This is a genomic window from Agromyces sp. GXQ0307 (assembly GCF_044769845.1).
Classification (GTDB): Bacteria; Actinomycetota; Actinomycetes; order Actinomycetales; family Microbacteriaceae; genus Agromyces.
In genome coordinates, this window is record NZ_JBIZVY010000002.1 from 343,758 (window position 1) to 361,060 (window position 17,303).

At 72.2% G+C, this 17,303-nt stretch carries 13 protein-coding genes and 3 pseudogenes; 8 read left to right on the top strand and 8 right to left on the bottom strand.

Features of this window, described 5'->3' with window-relative positions; genetic code table 11:
- Window positions 1-13: 13 nt before the first annotated feature.
- Window positions 14-1,054: pseudogene (locus ACIQH8_RS06995) on the bottom strand (enolase C-terminal domain-like protein); the annotation flags it as partial.
- A 251-nt stretch (window positions 1,055-1,305) separates the two neighbouring features.
- Here ACIQH8_RS06995 and ACIQH8_RS07000 point away from each other — a divergent pair.
- Entirely contained in the window at window positions 1,306-3,546 is a 2,241-nt protein-coding gene (locus ACIQH8_RS07000) for a heavy metal translocating P-type ATPase (RefSeq protein WP_400996429.1), read from the top strand.
- 53 nt (window positions 3,547-3,599) lie between these two features.
- Here ACIQH8_RS07000 and ACIQH8_RS07005 read toward each other — a convergent pair whose 3' ends face one another.
- Window positions 3,600-5,042 carry an MFS transporter gene (locus tag ACIQH8_RS07005; protein WP_400996432.1) on the bottom strand — a complete coding sequence of 481 codons (1,443 nt, stop codon included), beginning with the start codon at window positions 5,040-5,042 and terminating at the stop codon, window positions 3,600-3,602.
- Window positions 5,043-5,219: 177 nt separating this feature from the next.
- On the opposite strand from ACIQH8_RS07005, the gene ACIQH8_RS07010 reads away from it, so the two are divergent.
- Complete coding sequence (locus ACIQH8_RS07010) at window positions 5,220-5,765, top strand: YggT family protein (RefSeq protein WP_400996434.1); 546 nt, start codon at window positions 5,220-5,222, stop codon at window positions 5,763-5,765.
- A complete protein-coding gene (locus ACIQH8_RS07015; RefSeq protein ID WP_400996435.1) occupies window positions 5,762-6,283 on the top strand; it encodes an AAA family ATPase in 522 nt (173 codons plus the stop codon). Before ACIQH8_RS07010 ends, ACIQH8_RS07015 begins: the two co-directional genes overlap by 4 nt.
- Here ACIQH8_RS07015 and ACIQH8_RS07020 read toward each other — a convergent pair.
- Window positions 6,264-6,752, bottom strand: coding sequence for a helix-turn-helix transcriptional regulator (locus tag ACIQH8_RS07020; RefSeq protein WP_400996436.1), 489 nt, complete (start codon window positions 6,750-6,752; stop codon window positions 6,264-6,266). The genes ACIQH8_RS07015 and ACIQH8_RS07020 overlap by 20 nt on opposite strands.
- 716 nt (window positions 6,753-7,468) lie before the next feature.
- Here ACIQH8_RS07020 and ACIQH8_RS07025 point away from each other — a divergent pair.
- Window positions 7,469-7,849 carry an ATP-dependent DNA ligase gene (locus ACIQH8_RS07025; RefSeq protein ID WP_400996437.1) on the top strand — a complete coding sequence of 127 codons (381 nt, stop codon included), beginning with the start codon at window positions 7,469-7,471 and terminating at the stop codon, window positions 7,847-7,849.
- Between the two features lie 13 nt (window positions 7,850-7,862).
- Here ACIQH8_RS07025 and ACIQH8_RS07030 read toward each other — a convergent pair whose 3' ends face one another.
- Window positions 7,863-8,906, bottom strand: coding sequence for an alcohol dehydrogenase catalytic domain-containing protein (locus ACIQH8_RS07030; RefSeq protein ID WP_400996439.1), 1,044 nt, complete (start codon window positions 8,904-8,906; stop codon window positions 7,863-7,865).
- Window positions 8,907-9,100: 194 nt separating this feature from the next.
- Here ACIQH8_RS07030 and ACIQH8_RS07035 point away from each other — a divergent pair, with 194 nt between their 5' ends.
- Window positions 9,101-10,087 carry an EamA family transporter gene (locus tag ACIQH8_RS07035; RefSeq protein WP_400996441.1) on the top strand — a complete coding sequence of 329 codons (987 nt, stop codon included), beginning with the start codon at window positions 9,101-9,103 and terminating at the stop codon, window positions 10,085-10,087.
- Between the two features lie 22 nt (window positions 10,088-10,109).
- Here the strand turns inward: ACIQH8_RS07035 and ACIQH8_RS07040 are convergent, their stop codons facing one another.
- The 3 genes and pseudogenes from ACIQH8_RS07040 to pip all read right to left on the bottom strand — a co-directional run.
- Entirely contained in the window at window positions 10,110-10,880 is a 771-nt protein-coding gene (locus ACIQH8_RS07040; protein ID WP_400996443.1) for an alpha/beta hydrolase, read from the bottom strand.
- The gene (locus tag ACIQH8_RS07045; protein WP_400996445.1) at window positions 10,880-11,758 is read right to left on the bottom strand and encodes a neutral zinc metallopeptidase; all 879 of its coding nucleotides are present in this window, start codon (window positions 11,756-11,758) and stop codon (window positions 10,880-10,882) included. Before ACIQH8_RS07045 ends, ACIQH8_RS07040 begins: the two co-directional genes overlap by 1 nt.
- A 392-nt stretch (window positions 11,759-12,150) precedes the next feature.
- Window positions 12,151-13,107 (bottom strand): annotated as a pseudogene (gene pip, locus ACIQH8_RS07050) (prolyl aminopeptidase); the annotation flags it as partial.
- A 122-nt stretch (window positions 13,108-13,229) separates the two neighbouring features.
- Here pip and ACIQH8_RS07055 point away from each other — a divergent pair.
- The 3 genes and pseudogenes from ACIQH8_RS07055 (at window position 13,230) to ACIQH8_RS07065 (ending at window position 15,057) form a co-directional block, all read left to right on the top strand.
- Window positions 13,230-13,722, top strand: a pseudogene (locus ACIQH8_RS07055) (DUF427 domain-containing protein).
- Between the two features lie 24 nt (window positions 13,723-13,746).
- Entirely contained in the window at window positions 13,747-14,760 is a 1,014-nt protein-coding gene (locus tag ACIQH8_RS07060) for a malate dehydrogenase (protein WP_400996447.1), read from the top strand.
- Window positions 14,761-14,850: 90 nt separating this feature from the next.
- Window positions 14,851-15,057 (top strand): HPP family protein, encoded by a 207-nt coding sequence (locus ACIQH8_RS07065; RefSeq protein ID WP_400996449.1) that lies wholly within the window; start codon window positions 14,851-14,853, stop codon window positions 15,055-15,057.
- A 60-nt stretch (window positions 15,058-15,117) separates the two neighbouring features.
- On the opposite strand, the gene ACIQH8_RS07070 is transcribed toward ACIQH8_RS07065, so the two are convergent.
- Window positions 15,118-17,244: an acyl-CoA dehydrogenase gene (locus tag ACIQH8_RS07070; protein WP_400996452.1), complete on the bottom strand. Its 2,127-nt coding sequence runs from the start codon at window positions 17,242-17,244 to the stop codon at window positions 15,118-15,120.
- Between the last annotated feature and the right edge of the window lie 59 nt (window positions 17,245-17,303).

Sequence of the window (17,303 nt, forward strand, 5' to 3'; positions counted from 1 at the left end):
ACCCCGAACCCGGGACGCCCCCGTCCACGCCGAGCACACCGCCCTCGGGAGCCGCGGTACCCGCGAAGAGCAGCCCCTCGACGCGGACGTGGTCGTGGAACCACTCGAGGTGGCGGAGGCGAGGGGTCGCCGCCCCGACGTGGAGCGACTGCTGGGGCGCGCAGTGCGCGGAGATGTCGAGACCGGCCGACGCGGCCGTCTCCGCGATCACGAGCCAACTCGAGATCCCGCCGCAGCGCGTGACGTCCAGTTGGAGGCAGTCCACCGCGCCCGCGTCGAGGAGGGCGACGGCATCGGCGGGACGCCAGACGTACTCGCCCGCCGCGACCTCCGCCTCGGCCTCGTCTCGCACCGCGGCGAGCAGGTCGGGTCGGTCCGACGTGACCGGCTCCTCGAACCAGTTGACCCCGTCCTGCCGCATCGCGCGATCGACCTGCACGGCCGCCGCGACGTCGTAGGCACCATTCGCGTCCACGAAGACGTCCACGGCGTCGCCGACGACCCGCCGGGCCAGCCCGATGCGGTCCAGGTCGCGATCCACGCGACGGCCGCGGTCCTCGCCGATCTTGATCTTGACCGCGGCGGCTCCGTCGGCGAGCCAGCCCTCGAGTTGCGCGATCGTGCGCGCGTCATCGTACGTCGTGAAGCCGCCGCTGCCGTAGACGGGCACCTCCATATGCTCGGCGCCGAGCACCTCGGCGACCGTCCGACCGCGCCGCTTGGCGCGCAGGTCCCAGCACGCGTTGTCGACGGCCGACATGGCGCTCGCGCCGATGCCCGTCCGGCCGACGTTGCGGAGGGCGCGCGACATCCGCTCGGACGCATCGGCTGGGTCGTCGATCGCGACGTCGGCGATGGCCGGTGCGAGCAGGTCGTCGACGACGGATGCCGCGGCCGCGGCGGAGTACGTCCAGCCGACGCCGGTCGTGCCGTCGGCCGATGCCTCCACGACGACCACCGTCGTCGCGTCCCACGCGAGCGTCCCGTCCGCCTCGGGGCCGTCCGTCGGCACCACGTAGACCGAGCTGCGCAGCCGTAGGCCGTCGGCGCTCATCGGGCGCCGGCCTCCTCCACGAACGGCTCGACGCCGCGTCGACGGGCGGGCACCGACTGGGGTGGCCCGGGCCGACGCAGGACCCCGGACTCCGGCCTAACAGGAACCGCACCTCGGCGGCAACGCCCTTGCCAGGTTCGATGCGAGTCCCGCGAGCGGTTGCCGCTGTACCCCATAGGGGTATAATCGCCCGTGTCGGCGCCGGCGAAGAGCGATCCGCCGCTCGCCCGACACTCCGGGAGGGCGAGACGATGGTCGAGAGCGCACGCAACGACACGCAGCACGACGAGCACGGCGGCCACGCCCATGATGAACGAGCGGATGCCGCGAGCTCGTCGATGCACGGATCGCCCGCCGGTCACGACGCACATGCCGGCCACGACGCACATGGCGACCATGCCGGTCACGATGCACATGACGACCATGCCGGCCACGCCGGTCACGGTGGTCACGGCGGCCACGCCGGCCACGGCGACCACGTCGGCCAGTTCCGGAGGCTCTTCTGGATCAACCTCGTCCTCGCGGTTCCGGTCGTCGCCTTCTCGCCGATGTTCGCCATGATCATCGGGTACGACCTGCCTGAGCAGGCCTGGGTCGGGTGGATCTCGCCGGTGCTTGGCACCGTCATGTACGTCTGGGGCGGCCGCCCCTTCCTGACCGGCGCGGTCAGCGAGCTTCGCGCCCTGAAGCCGGGCATGATGCTGCTGATCGGCCTCGCGATCACGGTGGCGTTCCTCGCGAGCTGGGGCGCGACCATCGGGCTGCTCGACCACGAGCTGGACTTCTGGTGGGAGCTCGCGCTCCTGATCGTGATCATGCTCCTCGGGCACTGGCTCGAGATGCGCTCGCTCGCGCAGACCACCTCCGCCCTGGACTCCCTCGCCGCCCTGCTGCCCGACGAGGCCGAGCGCGTCGAGGGCGACACGACCGTCACGGTCGACCCCTCCGAACTCCGCGTCGGCGACGTCGTCGTCGTCCGCCCAGGCGGACGGGTACCCGCCGACGGCGTGGTCGTCGCGGGTTCGGCCAGCATGGACGAGTCCATGATCACGGGCGAGTCCAGGACCGTCCGCCGGAGCGACGGGGACCACGTCGTCGCCGGCACGGTCGCCACCGACTCCGGCATTCGCATCCAGATCACCGCCGTCGGCGAGGACACGGCCCTCGCCGGCATCCGCCGACTCGTCGAGGACGCGCAGAACTCGTCGTCGCGCGCGCAGCGGATCGCCGACCGGGCCGCAGCGTGGCTCTTCTGGTTCGCGCTCGGCGCGGCCGTGATCACCGCGACCGTCTGGAGCCTGCTCGGACTGCCCGACGAAGCGGTGGTGCGCACCATCACGGTCCTCGTGATCGCGTGTCCGCACGCCCTCGGCCTCGCGATCCCCCTCGTCGTCTCCATCGCGACGGAGCGCGCAGCGCGCGGCGGCGTGCTGATCAAGGACCGACTCGCGCTCGAGAGCATGCGGACCGTGACGAGCGTCCTGTTCGACAAGACCGGCACCCTGACCAAGGGACAGCCGGCGGTCATCGCGATCGAACCGGTCCCCGGCCGCGATGCCGAACATGTGCTCTCGCTGGCGGCCTCGGCCGAGATGGATTCCGAGCACCCGCTCGCGCGTGCGATCGTCGGGTCCGCGACCGAGCGCGGCCTCGATCCGGCCCGCGCGACGGACTTCGAGTCGGCCCCGGCCGTCGGCGTCACCGCGCGCGTCGGCGCCGACACCATTCGAGTCGGCGGACCCCACCTGCTCGCCGAGGAGGGCGTCGACGAACTCGCCGTCGCCGATGAATGGCGCGCCGACGGCGCGATCATCCTGCACGTGATCGAGAACGGCTCGGTCATCGGCGCGCTGAAGCTCGCCGACGCCATCCGGGACGAGTCCCGCGACGCGGTCGATGCACTGCACGAGCTGGGCCTGGAGGTCGTCATGATCACCGGCGACGCCGACGCCGTCGCCCGGTCCGTGGCATCCGAGCTCGGGATCGACCGATACTTCGCCGGCGTGCGTCCCGAGGACAAGTCCGCCAAGGTCCAGAAGCTCCAGCGCGAGGGCCGCAGGGTCGCCATGGTCGGCGACGGCGTGAACGACGCGCCCGCGCTGGCGCAGGCGGATGTCGGCATCGCGATCGGTGCCGGTACGGATGTCGCGATCGCCTCGGCCGGCGTCATCCTCGCCAGCGACGACCCGCGTTCGGTGCTCTCGGTGATCGAGCTCTCCCGGGCGAGCTACCGCAAGATGAAGCAGAACCTGTGGTGGGCGGCCGGGTACAACCTCATCTCGGTGCCGCTCGCCGCCGGCGTGCTCGCCCCGATCGGGTTCGTGCTGCCGATGTCGGTCGGCGCCATCCTGATGTCGCTCTCGACCATCATCGTCGCCGGCAACGCGCAGTTGCTCCGCCGTCTCGACCTCCGCCCCGAGACGAGCGCCCGCGAGCTCCTCGGCGACCGCGCGGCATCCGTCGCCGACGAGCCGGTGCACGCCCGCAACTGAACGCGACGGAGGCGCGGGCCGAACGGCCCGCGCCTCCTGCTCCCGGTCGGATGTCAGGCGTCCACCGGGACCTGCTCATCGTCGACCGCCTCGGCCTCGCCGGAGCGCTTCACCGCGCGCAGCGTGGCCGCAGCGATGAGCCCGCCGATGACCGCGATGGTGGCGGCGCCGATGAAGGCCGCCGAGTAGCCCGAGGTGAGCGCCACGGGCCCGGTGCCGGTCCCGACCACGGCCGAGCTGAGCGCCGTCACGGCGGCCAGGCCGACGGCGGAGCCGATCTGGTAGCTCGTGTTCACGAGCCCCGAGGCGACGCCGGTCTCCTCGGGCCGAGCCACGCCGATCGCGGTGCCGAGCGACGGGATGAACGCGAGCGCCATGCCGAACGCGGCGACCAGCGACGCTGGCAGCACGTCCACGACGTAGTTCCCGTCGGGTCGGACGAAGCCGAGCCAGACGAGCCCGGCCGCGAGGAACCCGAACCCGGCGATGATGAGCGGCTTCGCGCCGAAGCGCGCCAGCAGGCGCGGAGCGACCATCGTCATGCCGAGCACGATGAGCACGGTCATCGGCAGGAGTGCGGCACCCGCGGCGAAGGAGCTCGCTCCGAGCACCTGCTGCAGGTAGAGGTTGAGGAAGAACCACATCGGCACCCATGCGGCGCCGAGCAGCAGCTGGGCCGTGTTGGCGGCGCCGAGCTGCGGCGTGCGGAAGATCCCGAGGCGCAGCAGCGGCTGCCGGGCGGCGCGCTGCACGATGAAGAACAGGCCGAGCAGGATGACGCCTGCCGCCAGTGCGATGAGCACCTCTGCCGAGGTCCATCCGGTCTCCGGTGCGCGCACGATGCCGTAGACCAGGGCGGCGAGGCCGGCCGTGCCGGTCACGGCGCCGAGCACGTCGACGGAACCGCGCTGGCCGGGAACGCGCGGCAGCGCGCTCGGTGCGAGGAGGATCACGGCGAGGGCGATCGGGACGGTGATGTAGAACACCCACGGCCAGCTCGTGTACTCGGTGAGCACGCCGCCGAGGAAGACGCCGGCGGTGCCGCCCAGCGGGGCGGCGGCGCCGTACACCGCGAACGCCTTGGGCAGCTGCGGCGTTCCGCCGAACAGCGCCATCAGCAGGCTCAGGGCGGCCGGGGCGATCAGTGCGGCACCCGCACCCTGGACGGCACGACCGGCGATCTCCATGCCGACGCCCGTCGCGGCACCGGCGAGCACCGAGCCGAGCGCGAGGATGCCCCACCCGGCCAGGAACACGCGTCGTGCGCCGAACAGGTCGGAGAGTCGACCGCCGAGCAGGAGGAGGCCGCCGAACGCGACCACGTAGGCGTTGAACACCCAGGACAGGGACTCCGGCGTGAAGCCGAGCTCGGCCTGCATGTCGGGGAGGGCCACGCCGATGATCGACGTGTCCATGATGACGACGAATTGGGCTGCGGCGATGAGCGCGAGCCCGAGCCATCGGCGTCGTGCCGTGGCTGCTGGTGGTTGGGACATGTTCGTTCCTCCTTCCGGGGTTAATACCCCTCTGGGGTATTCAATCACATACCCGTTAGGGGTATTCCGAGGATTCGTGACCGGGCCGTGCGGGACGCATGTCCCTTGCGCCGAGTGGCCTCCGCGCGATTGGCTGGGCGGGTCGCCTCGCGACGTGCGAGGGGGAGGGGGACCCCGATGAGCCGCACCGACACCGCCGCCGAGACCGAGTGGAAGCCGCCCTGGTACCTGCGACTGCTGAAGATCGCGACCTGGATCCTCTACCTCTGGGTGCTCATCGGCGTCATCGCGCTCTCACTGCGGGTGTTCCTGCTGCTGTTCGCCGCGAATCCCGACGCCGGCTTCGCGGCGTTCGTGTACCGCGTGTCCGACGCGTACCTGCATCCGTTCCGCGACATCTTCCCGACGCGCGACCTCTCCGACGGCGGCTACCTCGACGTCTCGGCGCTCTTCGCGATCATCATCTACGCACTGATCGCGGGCGGGATCGGCGCGGGCGTCGCCGCGATCGGCCGGCGGATCGAGCGGTCCGAGCGCCAGCACCGCGAGGAGATGGACCGGATGGCCCGCGCCGAGCAGGCGCAGCGGGCCCTGCGCGCACAGGGCGTCGGCACGACCCCGTCGGGCGCGCAGGCCATCGTCGGCGGCTACCCCGCAGGCCAGGTCCCGACCGGTGGGGCCGGCTATCCGCCGCCGCCGGGTACGGCGCCGGGCTCGCCGTGACCCGCTGGTACGTGATCACGGGCGGTCCGAGCTCGGGCAAGACCACGACGGTCGACCTGCTCCGGCAGCGCGGCTACCGCACCACCATCGAGGAGAGCCGGCACTACATCGACCTGCAGCGACTCGGCGGACACTCGGTCCAGGAGACCAGGTCGCGGCAGGAGGAGTTCCAGCGGAACGTGCTCGCCCTGCAGCTCGCGCAGGAGGCCGAGCTCGATCCCCAGGAGATCGTCTTCCTCGATCGGGCGATCCCCGACTCGCTCGCCTACTACCGGCTGCTCGGCCTCGAGCCCGACGCCGCGCTGCTCGAGGCGCTCGTGCACGTGCGGTACCGCAAGGTCTTCGTGATGGATCTGCTGCCGCTCCACCGCGACTACGCGAGGACCGAGGATGCCGCGGACCAGCGCCGCATCCACGATCTCCTGTTGGAGGTCTACCTGTCGCTGCCGATGCCCGTGGTCCGTGTGCCGGTGCTGCCGGCCGAGGAGCGCGTCGAGTTCATCCTCGAGCGCCTGTAGCGACCTCGCGGCGTCGCCCTCCGAGCGTCTCGGAGGGCAGCTCCCCGAAGGCGCGGGCGTACGACTCGGCGAATCTCGAGAGGTGGACGAACCCCCAGCGGCGCGCGACGGCGGCGATGCCCTGCTCCGGAGGCGCGAAGCGCAGCTCGTCGCGCACGCCGGCGAGGCGGATGCCGCGGAGGTGCTCGGACGGCGACTGACCGAGCTCGGACGCGAACGCGGCGTGCAGGCCGCGCGCCGAGATGTGGACCGCGTCCGCGACGCCCTGCACCGTGATGGGCTCGGCTGCGTGCGCGTGCATGTGGTCGAGGGCGGCGCGGACGATCGCGGAGCGCGGGCCGAGCTGCCTCCGTCGCCCGTCGAGGTCGAGCTGAACGACGTGGAACGCGTGGAGGTAGGCGACCGCGAGCCGGTTGAATGCGGCAGCTGAGACGACCGGTTCGGTGAATGCGTCGGGCGCGACGAGCATGGCCGAGCGCACGCGATGCGCGATGCGCTCGAAGTGCCGGCCCAGGTCGGCACTCCGCGGCGCGACGTCGACGAATGCGATCTCGATCTCCGGGTCGCCCGTGATGGCACGCGCACCGCCGCCACGCCGGCGCGGTCGAGCATGATCGCCCGCGCGGCGACCGCGTCCCAGTTCGCGGCGAGGCCCTCAGGTGCCTGGAGGTACGGCAGCGACGTGTCGACGGCGGTGCGGCCGTGGCGCAGGTCGAAGCCACGGCCCTTCGCCGAGATCACCACGATGTCGTCGGTGCCGGCGAGGGTGGCCGCAGGTGCGGAGAACGCGTACTCGATCACGGTGAACGATGCCGCCGCGTCGAAGCGGAGACGGACCCGGAACTCCGCAGGGTCGGCGCGGCCGAATGCGAGTCGGGGCACCATCGGCTCGAATGCGAGACGGGCCGCTTCCGGGTCGCGCGTGTCGAACGCGGACCGGGCGAGTCCGGTCATGGAACTCCCTCGTGACCGGCATGGGGGTGCGCCGGGTCCGGTAAGTGTACGTCGGCGACCCTCGAACGCCTATCCGGATTCGGAAGAGCACACCTGAACGGGCTCGATCCCCGGATCGTGGGGCGTACGGTTCGGAGCGTGGGCGGTGCTCGTCGGGGCGGCGGGGGACCGCGGTGATCGGCACCGCCCACGAGCCTCACCCCGCGTACCGTCGGAAGGAGTCCGGCCGAGATGGGTTCACTCGTCTACGACAGCCGCACGTCGATCCCCATGGAGGATCGCACGCTCGCACACCTGCAGGTCGTGATCCTCGCCAAGCTCCGGCGGCGCGAGTCGTTCGGCTTCACCGCGACGGTCGACGACCGCGAGGTCAGCCTGTGGTTCGGCCCGAGGGTCGCGTTGGAGTTCCGCTACGCCGACCGTCGCCGACCCGCGATGAACCGCGCCTGGCTCGAACTGCTGGCGGATGTCGCGTCCTCGCGCGACGGCTTGGTGATCGCGCCCGAGCCGGAGACGGCCGACGTTCCCGACCCCCGACCGATCCCGCGCACCCCGTCGACGCCGAGGAGGCCCGCACGGCCGCGGCCGGCCCCGCTGCCCGACGTCGCCTGACGGGATCGAGCCGCTACACCTCGACGACCGTCATGCCGGACCCCGCTCCCCCTGCGCGTCCCATGGCGGCCAGCGCCTCGGGCACCGCGTCGAGCCCGATCGTGCGGCCGACGAGCTCGATCGGGCGGAACGCCCCCGACGCGACCGCGCCGAGCATGTCGGGGTACTCGTGCGCGGCCATGCCGTGGCTGCCCAGGATCTCGAGCTCGCCGTCGATCACCGCGTCCATGGGCATCGCGGCGGTCGCGTCATCGGCGAGCATGAGCCCGATCTGCACGTGCCGGCCCCGCTTCCGGAGGCTCCGCACCGACGCGAACGACGTCGCCGGGCTGCCGAAGGCGTCGACCGACAGGTCGACCCCACCGCCGCTCGCCTCGCGCACCCGTTCGGCGGCACCCTCGCCGCCCCGGATCGGGGTCGCGCCGAGCTCGGCGGCGGCGGCGAGCGCGGCCTCGGAAACGTCGACGCCGTACACCCGGACTCCGGCCGCGGCGGCGATCATGATCGCGGAGAGGCCGACGCCGCCGCATCCGTGCACCGCCACTTGCTCGCCGGGATGCAGCCGCCCACGCGTGATGATCGCCCGGTAGGCGGTCGCGAACCGGCACCCGAGTGATGCGGCCTCGACGAAGCCGAGCGCGTCGGGCAGGCGGATGAGGTTCAGCGCCGCCTCGTCGACGACGACGTACTCGGCGAACGAGCCCCAGTGCGTGAAGCCGGGCTGCCGCTGGGCGTCGCAGACCTGCTCGTTCCCCGCGAGGCATTCGGTGCATCGGCCGCACGCGCAGATGAACGGCGCGGTCACGCGATCACCGACGGCCCAGCCCGAGTCAGCCGTCAGCTCGGAGCCGAGTTCGGCGATCTCGCCCGCGAACTCGTGACCGGGTACGTGCGGCAGCGCGATCCCCGCGTCGTGGCCCATCCAGCCGTGCCAGTCGCTGCGGCACAGGCCGGTGGCGCGCACGCGCACGACCGCTCCGCGCGGCGGGCAGGCCGGGCGGTCGACGTCGACGAGTTCGGGTTCGTCGCCGAATCCGCGGTACATGACGGCGCGCACAGGTCTCCTCCTCCGGGATGGTGGCCGCCTCTCGGCGTCGCGGCACCGTGCGCCGGGTCGCGCGCCCCCTCGGCGATGACGTGACGGATGCCGCGGCGAGGCGACCCACGGAATCCTATCGGGACGGATGCCCGGGCGGCCCAGCGCCGTCCCTCACTTCCCAGACCGTGCAGGATTGTGGAACAATCCTGATCATGCGCTCCGTCCTGCTCGTCCTCGCGGCCGCGGTCTGCTTCGGCACGACCGGGACCGCGCAGGCGCTGGGCCCCGACGCGGATCCGCTCTCCGTCGGCGCGGCGCGCATCCTCATGGGCGGAGGCGCCCTCGCCGCGGTGGCGCTCGCCCTGCACGTCGCCGGACGCCGGAGCGGCGCGACCGGGACATCCGTCGCCCCGGCGTCCGGTGACCGCCCGCCTCGCGGACCCGCATGGCTCGCGGTGGCCGTCGGCGCAGCCGGCGTGCTCGCCTACCAGCCCGCATTCTTCGCGGGGACGGCCGCGAACGGCGTCGCCGTCGGCACGGTCGTCGCGCTCGGGTCCGCACCGGTGATCACCGGCGTGCTCGACTGGACCCTGCGCCGTCGATTCCCGGGCGGCAGCTGGGTGGTCGCGACCGCGCTCGCGACCCTCGGCGTCGCCGTGCTCGCATCGGCGAGCGCGACCGGCCCGAGCGCCGTGGCACCGCTGGGCGTCGCGGCATCCGTCGCCGCCGGTGCCTCGTACGCCGTCTACACGCTCGCGGGCAAGTCGCTGCTCGACCGCGGCTGGACGTCGGCGGCGAGCATGGGCGCGATGTTCGGCGTCGCCGCGACGGCGAGCCTGCCCGTGCTGCTCGCGACCGACACCGGGTGGCTCGCGACGACCGAGGGCCTCGCGATGGCGCTCTGGCTCGGACTCGTGACGACGACGGCGGCGTACCTCCTGTTCGGCGCCGGCCTGACGCGACTCACCCCGGCGACCGTGTCGACGCTGACCCTCGCCGAGCCGCTCACCGCGACGCTCCTCGGGGTGCTCGTGCTTAAGGAACGTCTGCCGGCGACGGCCGTCCTCGGGCTCGCCGTACTGGCGTCGGGCATCGTGCTCCTCGCCGCCTCGAGCAGTCGACGGATGCCGCGGCGCCCGGCCCCGCGGACCGCCGCCATCCGGCCTCCGAGCGTTCCCGTCGACGTGGCGGATCGCTGAGCGCGGGCGACGCGATCGGTCGCTACCCTGCGGCGGACGCCTCGAGGTCCGATGCCGCCACGAACTCCGCGACGGCGCGCGAGATCTCGTCGCGCACGGTCCCGCGATCCGCGGTCGCGACCCCGTCTCCGGCCTGCGGGCCGTAGTCGCCGAACGAGGCGTGGTTCGCTCCCTCGATGAGCACCGTCGAGGCATCGGCCGGCAGCAGGTGGGCGGCGCTCGCGACCTTCTCGGGCGTGCTCAACCCGTCGAACTCGCCGACGAGCGAGAGCACGGCGAGGTCCGTGCCGGAGAGGTCGCTCGCGCAGTAGCTGCCGAAGAGCACGAGGCCGACGACGTCGGCGGTGGCGTCCTCCTGCGGGGCCTCGGCGAGCTGGCACGATCGCACCCCGCCGAGCGAGTGGCCGCCCACGAGCCACCGCGAGACATCCGGTGCCTGCGCGGTGAAGACCTCGAGGGGCCGCGTGTCGAAGAACGCGAGGTTGAGCGTCGGGTGCGTCACGACGACGGTGATCCCGGTCTCCTCGACGATGCCGCTCAGCTTGTAGAGGTAGGCGCTCGGCTCCACCCTGGCACCCGGGATGAACACGAGCCCGAGATCGACGCCCGCACCGGCCGGTTCGAGCAGGAACCCGTCGTCGGTGGCGCTGATGGCGACCTCGGGCGAGCGCCACGCGTCGATCGACGGCTCGCGCTCGCCCGCGTACACGGTGTGCGCCCACACGAGGAAGGCCACCACCGCCACGGCGACGGCACCGAGCACACCCAGCCCGACGGCACCGGCGCGACGCATCAGAGCTGGGATCCGTCGACCTGGAACGTGTTGCAGGCGCCGACGCCCTCGTCGTAGCCGGTCGCGAACCAGCGCACGCGCTGCTCGCTCGAGCCGTGCGAGAACGTGTGCGGCGTGACCTGGCCCTGCGTCGCCTCCTGGATCCGGTCGTCGCCGACCGCTGCGGCCGCGTCGATGGCCTGCTGGTACTCCTCCGGCGTGATGGGCTGGAGGAACGTCTCGCCGTTCGCGTCCTCCGTCGTCGCCGCCGCGCCGGCCCATGCACCTGCGAAGCAGTCGGCCTGCAGTTCGACCCGGACGGCGTTCGAGGTCGGCCCGGTCTGCCCGTCGCGCGTCGAGTCGAGGACGCCCGCGATGTTCTGGATGTGGTGGCCGTACTCGTGCGCGACGACGTACATCTCGGCGAGCGGACCGCCCTCCGCCCCGAATCGCTGCTCGAGTTGGTCGTAGAACGACGTGTCGATGTAGATCGTCTGGTCGGGCGGGCAGTAGAACGGCCCGGTCGCCGACGACGCGTTGCCGCATCCGGTCGCGACGGCGTCGCTGAAGAGGATGAACCCCTGCGGGCGGACGTAGTCGACGCCGATGCTCGACGAGACCTCCGACCAGTATGCGTCGAGCGAGGCGTCCGCACCCTTCATGCGGCAGTCGACCTGCTCGTTGGCATCCTGCCCGCTCCGGCACTGCTCGAGCGTGGATTCCTCGCTCGTCGTGCCGCCGCCGGTGCCGCCGAGGAGCCCCGTCAGGTCGACGCCGAGGAACGAACCGACCAGCACGAGCGCCAGGACGCCGAGTCCGCCGCCCACGGCGATGCCCGTGTTCCGTCCGCGTCGCGAGGTCCGGCCGCTGCCGATGTCGGCCTTGGGGTTGAACGTCATGGCATGAAAACTACCGCGCCCGATCGGCGGAGCCATCCGCCTTTCGTTCGTCGTCGCCGCAGGCTACGCTCATCGGCCCGACGGTGAGGTCGGATCCGGGGTCAGTCGTCCTCGTCCTCATCGTCATCGTCGTCTTCATCGTCATCGTCATCGTCCGAGTCGTCGTCGTCCGACTCCTCGTCGTCGTCATCGTCCGAGTCGTCGTCCTCGTCGCCCTCGTCGTCCGACTCGCGGTCCTCGTCGCCCGACGTGCCGTCGTCCTCGCCGATGTCGTCGACGTCGACCCCGACGTCATCCGACGTCTCGGCCTCGGACTCCTGACGGCCATCGACGTCAGCATCCGGGCCGCCGCCACCGGCCGCCTCCCCGTCGAGGACGCCCTCGGTGGGCGCGGCGGCCGCGAAACGGTCCGTCGCGCTGATGAGCGCGTCGAGGATCCCCGGCTCGTCGAACGCGTGCCCGGCGTCGTCGATGATCCGGAACTCGGCCTCCGGCCAGGCCCGGTGCAGGTCCCACGCCGTCATCACGGGCGTGCACATGTCGTAGCGGCCCTGGATGATGACCGCCGGGATGTCGCGCAGCCGGTGCGCGTCGCGGATGAGCTGCCCCTCCTCCCACCATCCGCCGTGCCGGAAGTAGTGGTTCTCGATGCGCGCGAAGGCCGTCGCGTACTCGGGCGAGGTGAACCGCGCGATGGTGTCCGCCTGGGGAAGCAGCGTGATGGTCGACGACTCCCACCGCGACCAGGCGATCGCCGCAGGCTGGTGCACGGCCGGGTCGGGGTCGGTCAGCAGGCGATGGTAGGCGTCGATGAGGTGGACTCGCTCGCCGATCGGCACGGGCGCGAGGAAGTCCTCCCAGAGGTCGGGGAAGATCGCCGACGCCCCGCCCTCGTAGAACCAGTCGAGCTCCTGCCGTCGCAGCGTGAAGATACCGCGCAGGATCAGCTCCGTGACGCGCTCGGGATGGGTCTCGGCGTAGGCGAGCGCGAGAGCGCTGCCCCACGACCCGCCGAGCACCTGCCATCGGTCGATGCCGAGGTGCGCGCGCAGGCGCTCCATGTCGGCGATGAGGTGCCAGGTCGTGTTCGCCGACAGCACCGCACCGGGCTCCGAGGCGTGCGGGATCGACAGCCCGCACCCGCGCTGGTCGAACAGCACGATCCGGTACTTCGCGGGGTCGAACAGGCGGCGATGCGCCGGGTTCGTGCCACCGCCGGGGCCGCCGTGGAGGAACACCACCGGCTTGCCCTCCCGGTTGCCCGACACCTCCCAGTAGATGTGCTGACCGTCGCCGACGTCGAGCATGCCGGTCTCGAGCGGCTCGATCTCCGGATACAGTTCCCTCATCGTTCCCCCTTGTCCGCTCACGCTAGCGAACGAGCGGATGCCGCGCTCGCGGCACGCCGCCGCGGCATCCGGCGTTCCCACGGTGTCGGTGCCTTCCCAGCGTCACCGCCTAGCGTGCGCACATGCGTCCGATCTCAGACCCGGTCCGCCCCGGCCAGGAGTCCGTGTGGGACTACCCGCGCCCGCCGCGTGCCGAAGCGATCGACGCGCGCGTCGTGATCGAGTTCGGCGGCGAGCGCCTCGTCGACACCCGTGACGTCGTGCGCGTGCTCGAGACGAGTCATCCGCCCGTCTACTACCTGCCGATCGACGCGTTCGCGCCCGCCGCACTGGTGCCGACCTCCGGCGCCTCGTTCTGCGAGTTCAAGGGCGCGGCGAGGTACTTCGACGTGGTCGGCGGCGGCCGGACGGCGCACCGCGCCGCATGGAACTACCCGTCGCCGTCGCGCGGCTTCGAGACGCTGCGCGATCGCGTCGCCGTGTACGCCGGGCCGATGGATGCGTGCACCGTCGACGGCGAGCGCGTTCCCGCAGCCCGGTGGCTTCTACGGCGGCTGGATCACCTCGATCGTCGCGGGGCCCGTCAAGGGCGCGCCGGGCACCATGGGGTGGTGAGGGCCGCGGCGTAGGCTCGTGCTCATGAGCCGCAGACCGGTCACGATCACGATCACTGGCGCCGGGGGGCAGATCGGCTACGCACTGCTGTTCCGCATCGCCTCGGGCGCCCTGCTCGGCCCCGACACCCCCGTGCGCCTGAACCTCCTCGAGATCCCGCAGGGCCTCCGCGCGGCCGAGGGCGCGGCGCTCGAACTGCAGGACTCCGCGTTCCCGCTGCTCGCGCACGTGGAGGTGACGGCCGATCCCGCCGTCGCGTTCGAGGGCGCGAACGCGGCCCTGCTCGTCGGAGCGCGGCCCCGCACGGCCGGCATGGAGCGCGGCGACCTGCTCGAGGCGAACGGCGGCATCTTCGGCCCGCAGGGCCGGGCCATCAACGACCATGCGGCCGACGACGTCCGGGTCGTGGTCGTCGGCAATCCGGCGAACACGAACGCCCTCATCGCCGCGTCGCACGCCCCCGACGTGCCGAACGAGCGCTTCACGGCGCTGACGCGCCTCGACCACAACCGGGCGCTCGGGCAACTCGCCGCCGCGGTCGACACGCCGGTCGGCGGCATCCGCGGCGTCACGATCTGGGGCAACCACTCGGTGACCCAGTTCCCGGATGTCGCGCACGCGACGGCCGACGGCGACCCCGTGCCCGGCCTCCTCGCCGCCCGTCTCGGCGGGACGGATGCCGCCCACGAGTGGCTCGTCGACCAGTTCATCCCCCGGGTGGCCAGGCGCGGCGCCGAGATCATCGAGGTCCGCGGTTCGTCGTCGGTGGCGTCCGCGGCGTCGGCGACGATCGACCACGTGCGCGACTGGATCGCCGGCACCGGCGATCGCGGGCGCACGAGCGCGGCGATCTGGTCGAACGGCGAGTACGGCGTCGCGGAGGGCGTGATCTCGTCGTTCCCGGTGACCGCCGACGGCGGCGAGTGGTCGGTCGTCGAGGGCCTCGCGATCGACGGATTCGCACGCTCGCGGATCGATGCGTCCGTCGCGGAGCTCGTCGACGAACGCGAGGCCGTGCGGGCGCTCGGCCTGATCTGACGGCGACGGATGCCGCGGGCCGCCGCGCGGCATCTGTCGCCCCTGACCGGACGATCGCTGCCGTCGCGGCCCACCGCCTACGCTGGCAGCATGCCCGCACGCGAACCGCTCTCGCCCGCACGTCGACGCCAGCTCATCGTCGGCCTCGTCGTCGGGCTCATCATCGGACTCGTCGTGAGCCTCTGGACCGGGTTCTGGCTGTGGCTCGCCGCCGGGCTCGCGGTCGGACTCGCCGCCGGCGCCATCATGAAGCCGCCGGGCGACGACGACGGCTCGCAGCGCCCCACGCGGCGGTGACGCCGCCGCACACGCGGAGGGGCCGGGCGCTGCGCGCCCGGCCCCTCCGCGTGTCGTCGCCTATCGCTTGTGCTTCTCGGCCTTCTCCGGCACCGGCATCGTGCCCGCCTCACGCTGCGCCGCGTAGTACGCGCGCGCCTCGTCCTGTCGCGCCTGCTCGGCGCCGGACGCGATCGAGGCCCGCAGGTGCTCGGGTGCGAAGCCGAAGGCGTCGACCAGGTCGAGGGCGTACGGACGGAGCCGCTCGACGAGCCGGTCGATGTACGCCGACACGGCCTGGGCGCGCTGCGGCGACAGGCGGCCGTGGATGAGGTACCACGAGAGGTGCTTCTCGAGGAGGCCGAGACCGAAGAGGTCGCGGAGCCAGGTCAGCACCTGCTTCGTCCCGGGATCCTCGGTGCGGGCGATGCCACGCGTGAACGCCTCCCACTGGAGCAGTTCGCCGTGCGCTCGGGCCGCCTCGATGAGTTCGTTCTGGTTGCGGTTGAAGAGCGCCGCCTGCTCGACCTTCGACAGCTTGCGCGCATCGCGGAGACGGCCGGCGATCTCGCTGACCATGGCCTCGACCCGGTCGGTGAGGAGCTCCCGCTGCGTCTCCTCGTCGCGGATCTCGTGCACCGAGCGGGCGGTCGAGCCGAAGTCGGCGACGGTCTGGGCGAGGCGGCGGAGGCCCGTGCCGTGGTAGGCACGGTCGGCGGCCTGGGCGACGACGTACCGCGCCATCGCACCGGCATCCGCCTTCGCGAACTGCTTCGAGAAATCGGTGAGCAGGCGCTTGGCGACCAGCTGGAGCAGGACGTTGTTGTCGCCCTCGAACGTGACGTAGATGTCGAGGTCCTGGCGGAGCCCGACCAGCCGGTTCTCGGCGAGGAAGCCGGCGCCGCCGCAGGCCTCGCGCGCCTCCTGAAGGGTCTCGAGCGCGTGCCAGGTGGAGAGCGGCTTCAGCGCCGCCGCGATCGTCTCGAGGTCTTGGCGGTCGTCGTCGGTGTCGGCCTCCCCCGAGAACACGGCGTCGAACTTCACGAGGAACTCGTCGTGGGCGAAGACCTGCGCGTACGTCGTCGCGAGCTTCGGCAGCAGCCGGCGCTGGTGCCGCTGGTAGTCGAGCAGCACCTCCTCGTCGGTATCGCTCCCGGCGTTGAACTGGCGGCGCTGCGTGCCGTACGTGATGGCGATCGCGAGCCCCATCGCGCTCGCCAGCGTCGCCGCACCGTCGAGCGAGACGCGCCCCTGCACGAGCGTGCCGAGCATGGTGAAGAACCGACGGCCCGGGCTCGAGATCGGGCTCGAGTAGGTGCCGTCGGCGGCGACGGAGCCGTAACGGTCGAGCAGGTCCTCACGCGGAACGCGGACATCGGTGAAGTGGAGGCGTCCGTTGTCGATGCCGTTGAGGCCGCCCTTCAGGCCGTCGTCCTCGCCGCCGATTCCGGGCAGGAAGGCGCCGTCGTCGTCGCGGATCGGCACGTAGAACGCGTGCACGCCGTGGTTGACGCCCTTGGTGATGAGCTGGGCGAAGACCACGGCGGCGATGCCGTGCAGGGCCGCGTTGCCGAGGTAGTCCTTCCAGGCGCCGCGGAACGGGGTGTTCAGGACGAACTCCTCGGTCTCGGCGTCGTAGGTCGCGGTGGTGCCGATGGCGGCGACATCCGAACCGTGACCGGTCTCGGTCATGGCGAATGCGCCGGGCACCTCGAGGCTCATGATCCCGGGGAGGTACTTCTCGTGGTGCTTCGTCGTGCCGAGGTGGAGCACGGCGGCGCCGAAGAGCCCCCACTGCACGCCCGACTTGATCTGCAGGCTCGGGTCGGCGAGCACGAGCTCCTCGAAGGCGGCGATGTTGCCGCCGTGGTCGTCCTCGCCGCCGAGCTCCGTGGGGAACGCCTTGTGCACGGCGCCCGACTCGACGAGCAGCCTCAGCTGGCCGAGGACGCGCTCGCGGTGCTCGGCCATGTTCTGACCGTCGATGCGCTGGAAGGCGGGCTGCGCCGCGCGCTCGCGCGCTGCGAGCCGCGCCTCGGGCCAGGTGCCGAGGAGCTGCCGGGCGAGCGCGTCGACGTCGACGACGGGAGCGTCGCTCGCGTCGATCGGCGTGTTCGCCGGCGTGGCGGCCGCCGCTCGTTCGGGCGTGCCGGGGCGCTCGGCCGTGGGCGCAGGAGTGGCGTCGGTTCGGGATGCCGTGTCGACCATCGTCGGTTCGTCCTTCGTACGCGGGATAGGGCTTCATCTCACGGTACGGCGGGCCGCGG

Excerpts from the sequence above, each read along its gene's own strand:
- ACIQH8_RS07000 (WP_400996429.1), top strand. The coding sequence starts at position 1,306 with ATGGTCGAGAGCGCACGCAACGACACGCAGCACGACGAGCACGGCGGC.
- ACIQH8_RS07005 (WP_400996432.1), bottom strand. The coding sequence starts at position 5,042 with ATGTCCCAACCACCAGCAGCCACGGCACGACGCCGATGGCTCGGGCTC.
- ACIQH8_RS07010 (WP_400996434.1), top strand. The coding sequence starts at position 5,220 with ATGAGCCGCACCGACACCGCCGCCGAGACCGAGTGGAAGCCGCCCTGG.
- ACIQH8_RS07020 (WP_400996436.1), bottom strand. The coding sequence starts at position 6,752 with ATGCTCGTCGCGCCCGACGCATTCACCGAACCGGTCGTCTCAGCTGCC.
- ACIQH8_RS07025 (WP_400996437.1), top strand. The coding sequence starts at position 7,469 with ATGGGTTCACTCGTCTACGACAGCCGCACGTCGATCCCCATGGAGGAT.
- ACIQH8_RS07035 (WP_400996441.1), top strand. The coding sequence starts at position 9,101 with ATGCGCTCCGTCCTGCTCGTCCTCGCGGCCGCGGTCTGCTTCGGCACG.
- ACIQH8_RS07040 (WP_400996443.1), bottom strand. The coding sequence starts at position 10,880 with ATGCGTCGCGCCGGTGCCGTCGGGCTGGGTGTGCTCGGTGCCGTCGCC.
- ACIQH8_RS07045 (WP_400996445.1), bottom strand. The coding sequence starts at position 11,758 with ATGACGTTCAACCCCAAGGCCGACATCGGCAGCGGCCGGACCTCGCGA.
- ACIQH8_RS07060 (WP_400996447.1), top strand. The coding sequence starts at position 13,747 with ATGAGCCGCAGACCGGTCACGATCACGATCACTGGCGCCGGGGGGCAG.
- ACIQH8_RS07065 (WP_400996449.1), top strand. The coding sequence starts at position 14,851 with ATGCCCGCACGCGAACCGCTCTCGCCCGCACGTCGACGCCAGCTCATC.
- ACIQH8_RS07070 (WP_400996452.1), bottom strand. The coding sequence starts at position 17,244 with ATGGTCGACACGGCATCCCGAACCGACGCCACTCCTGCGCCCACGGCC.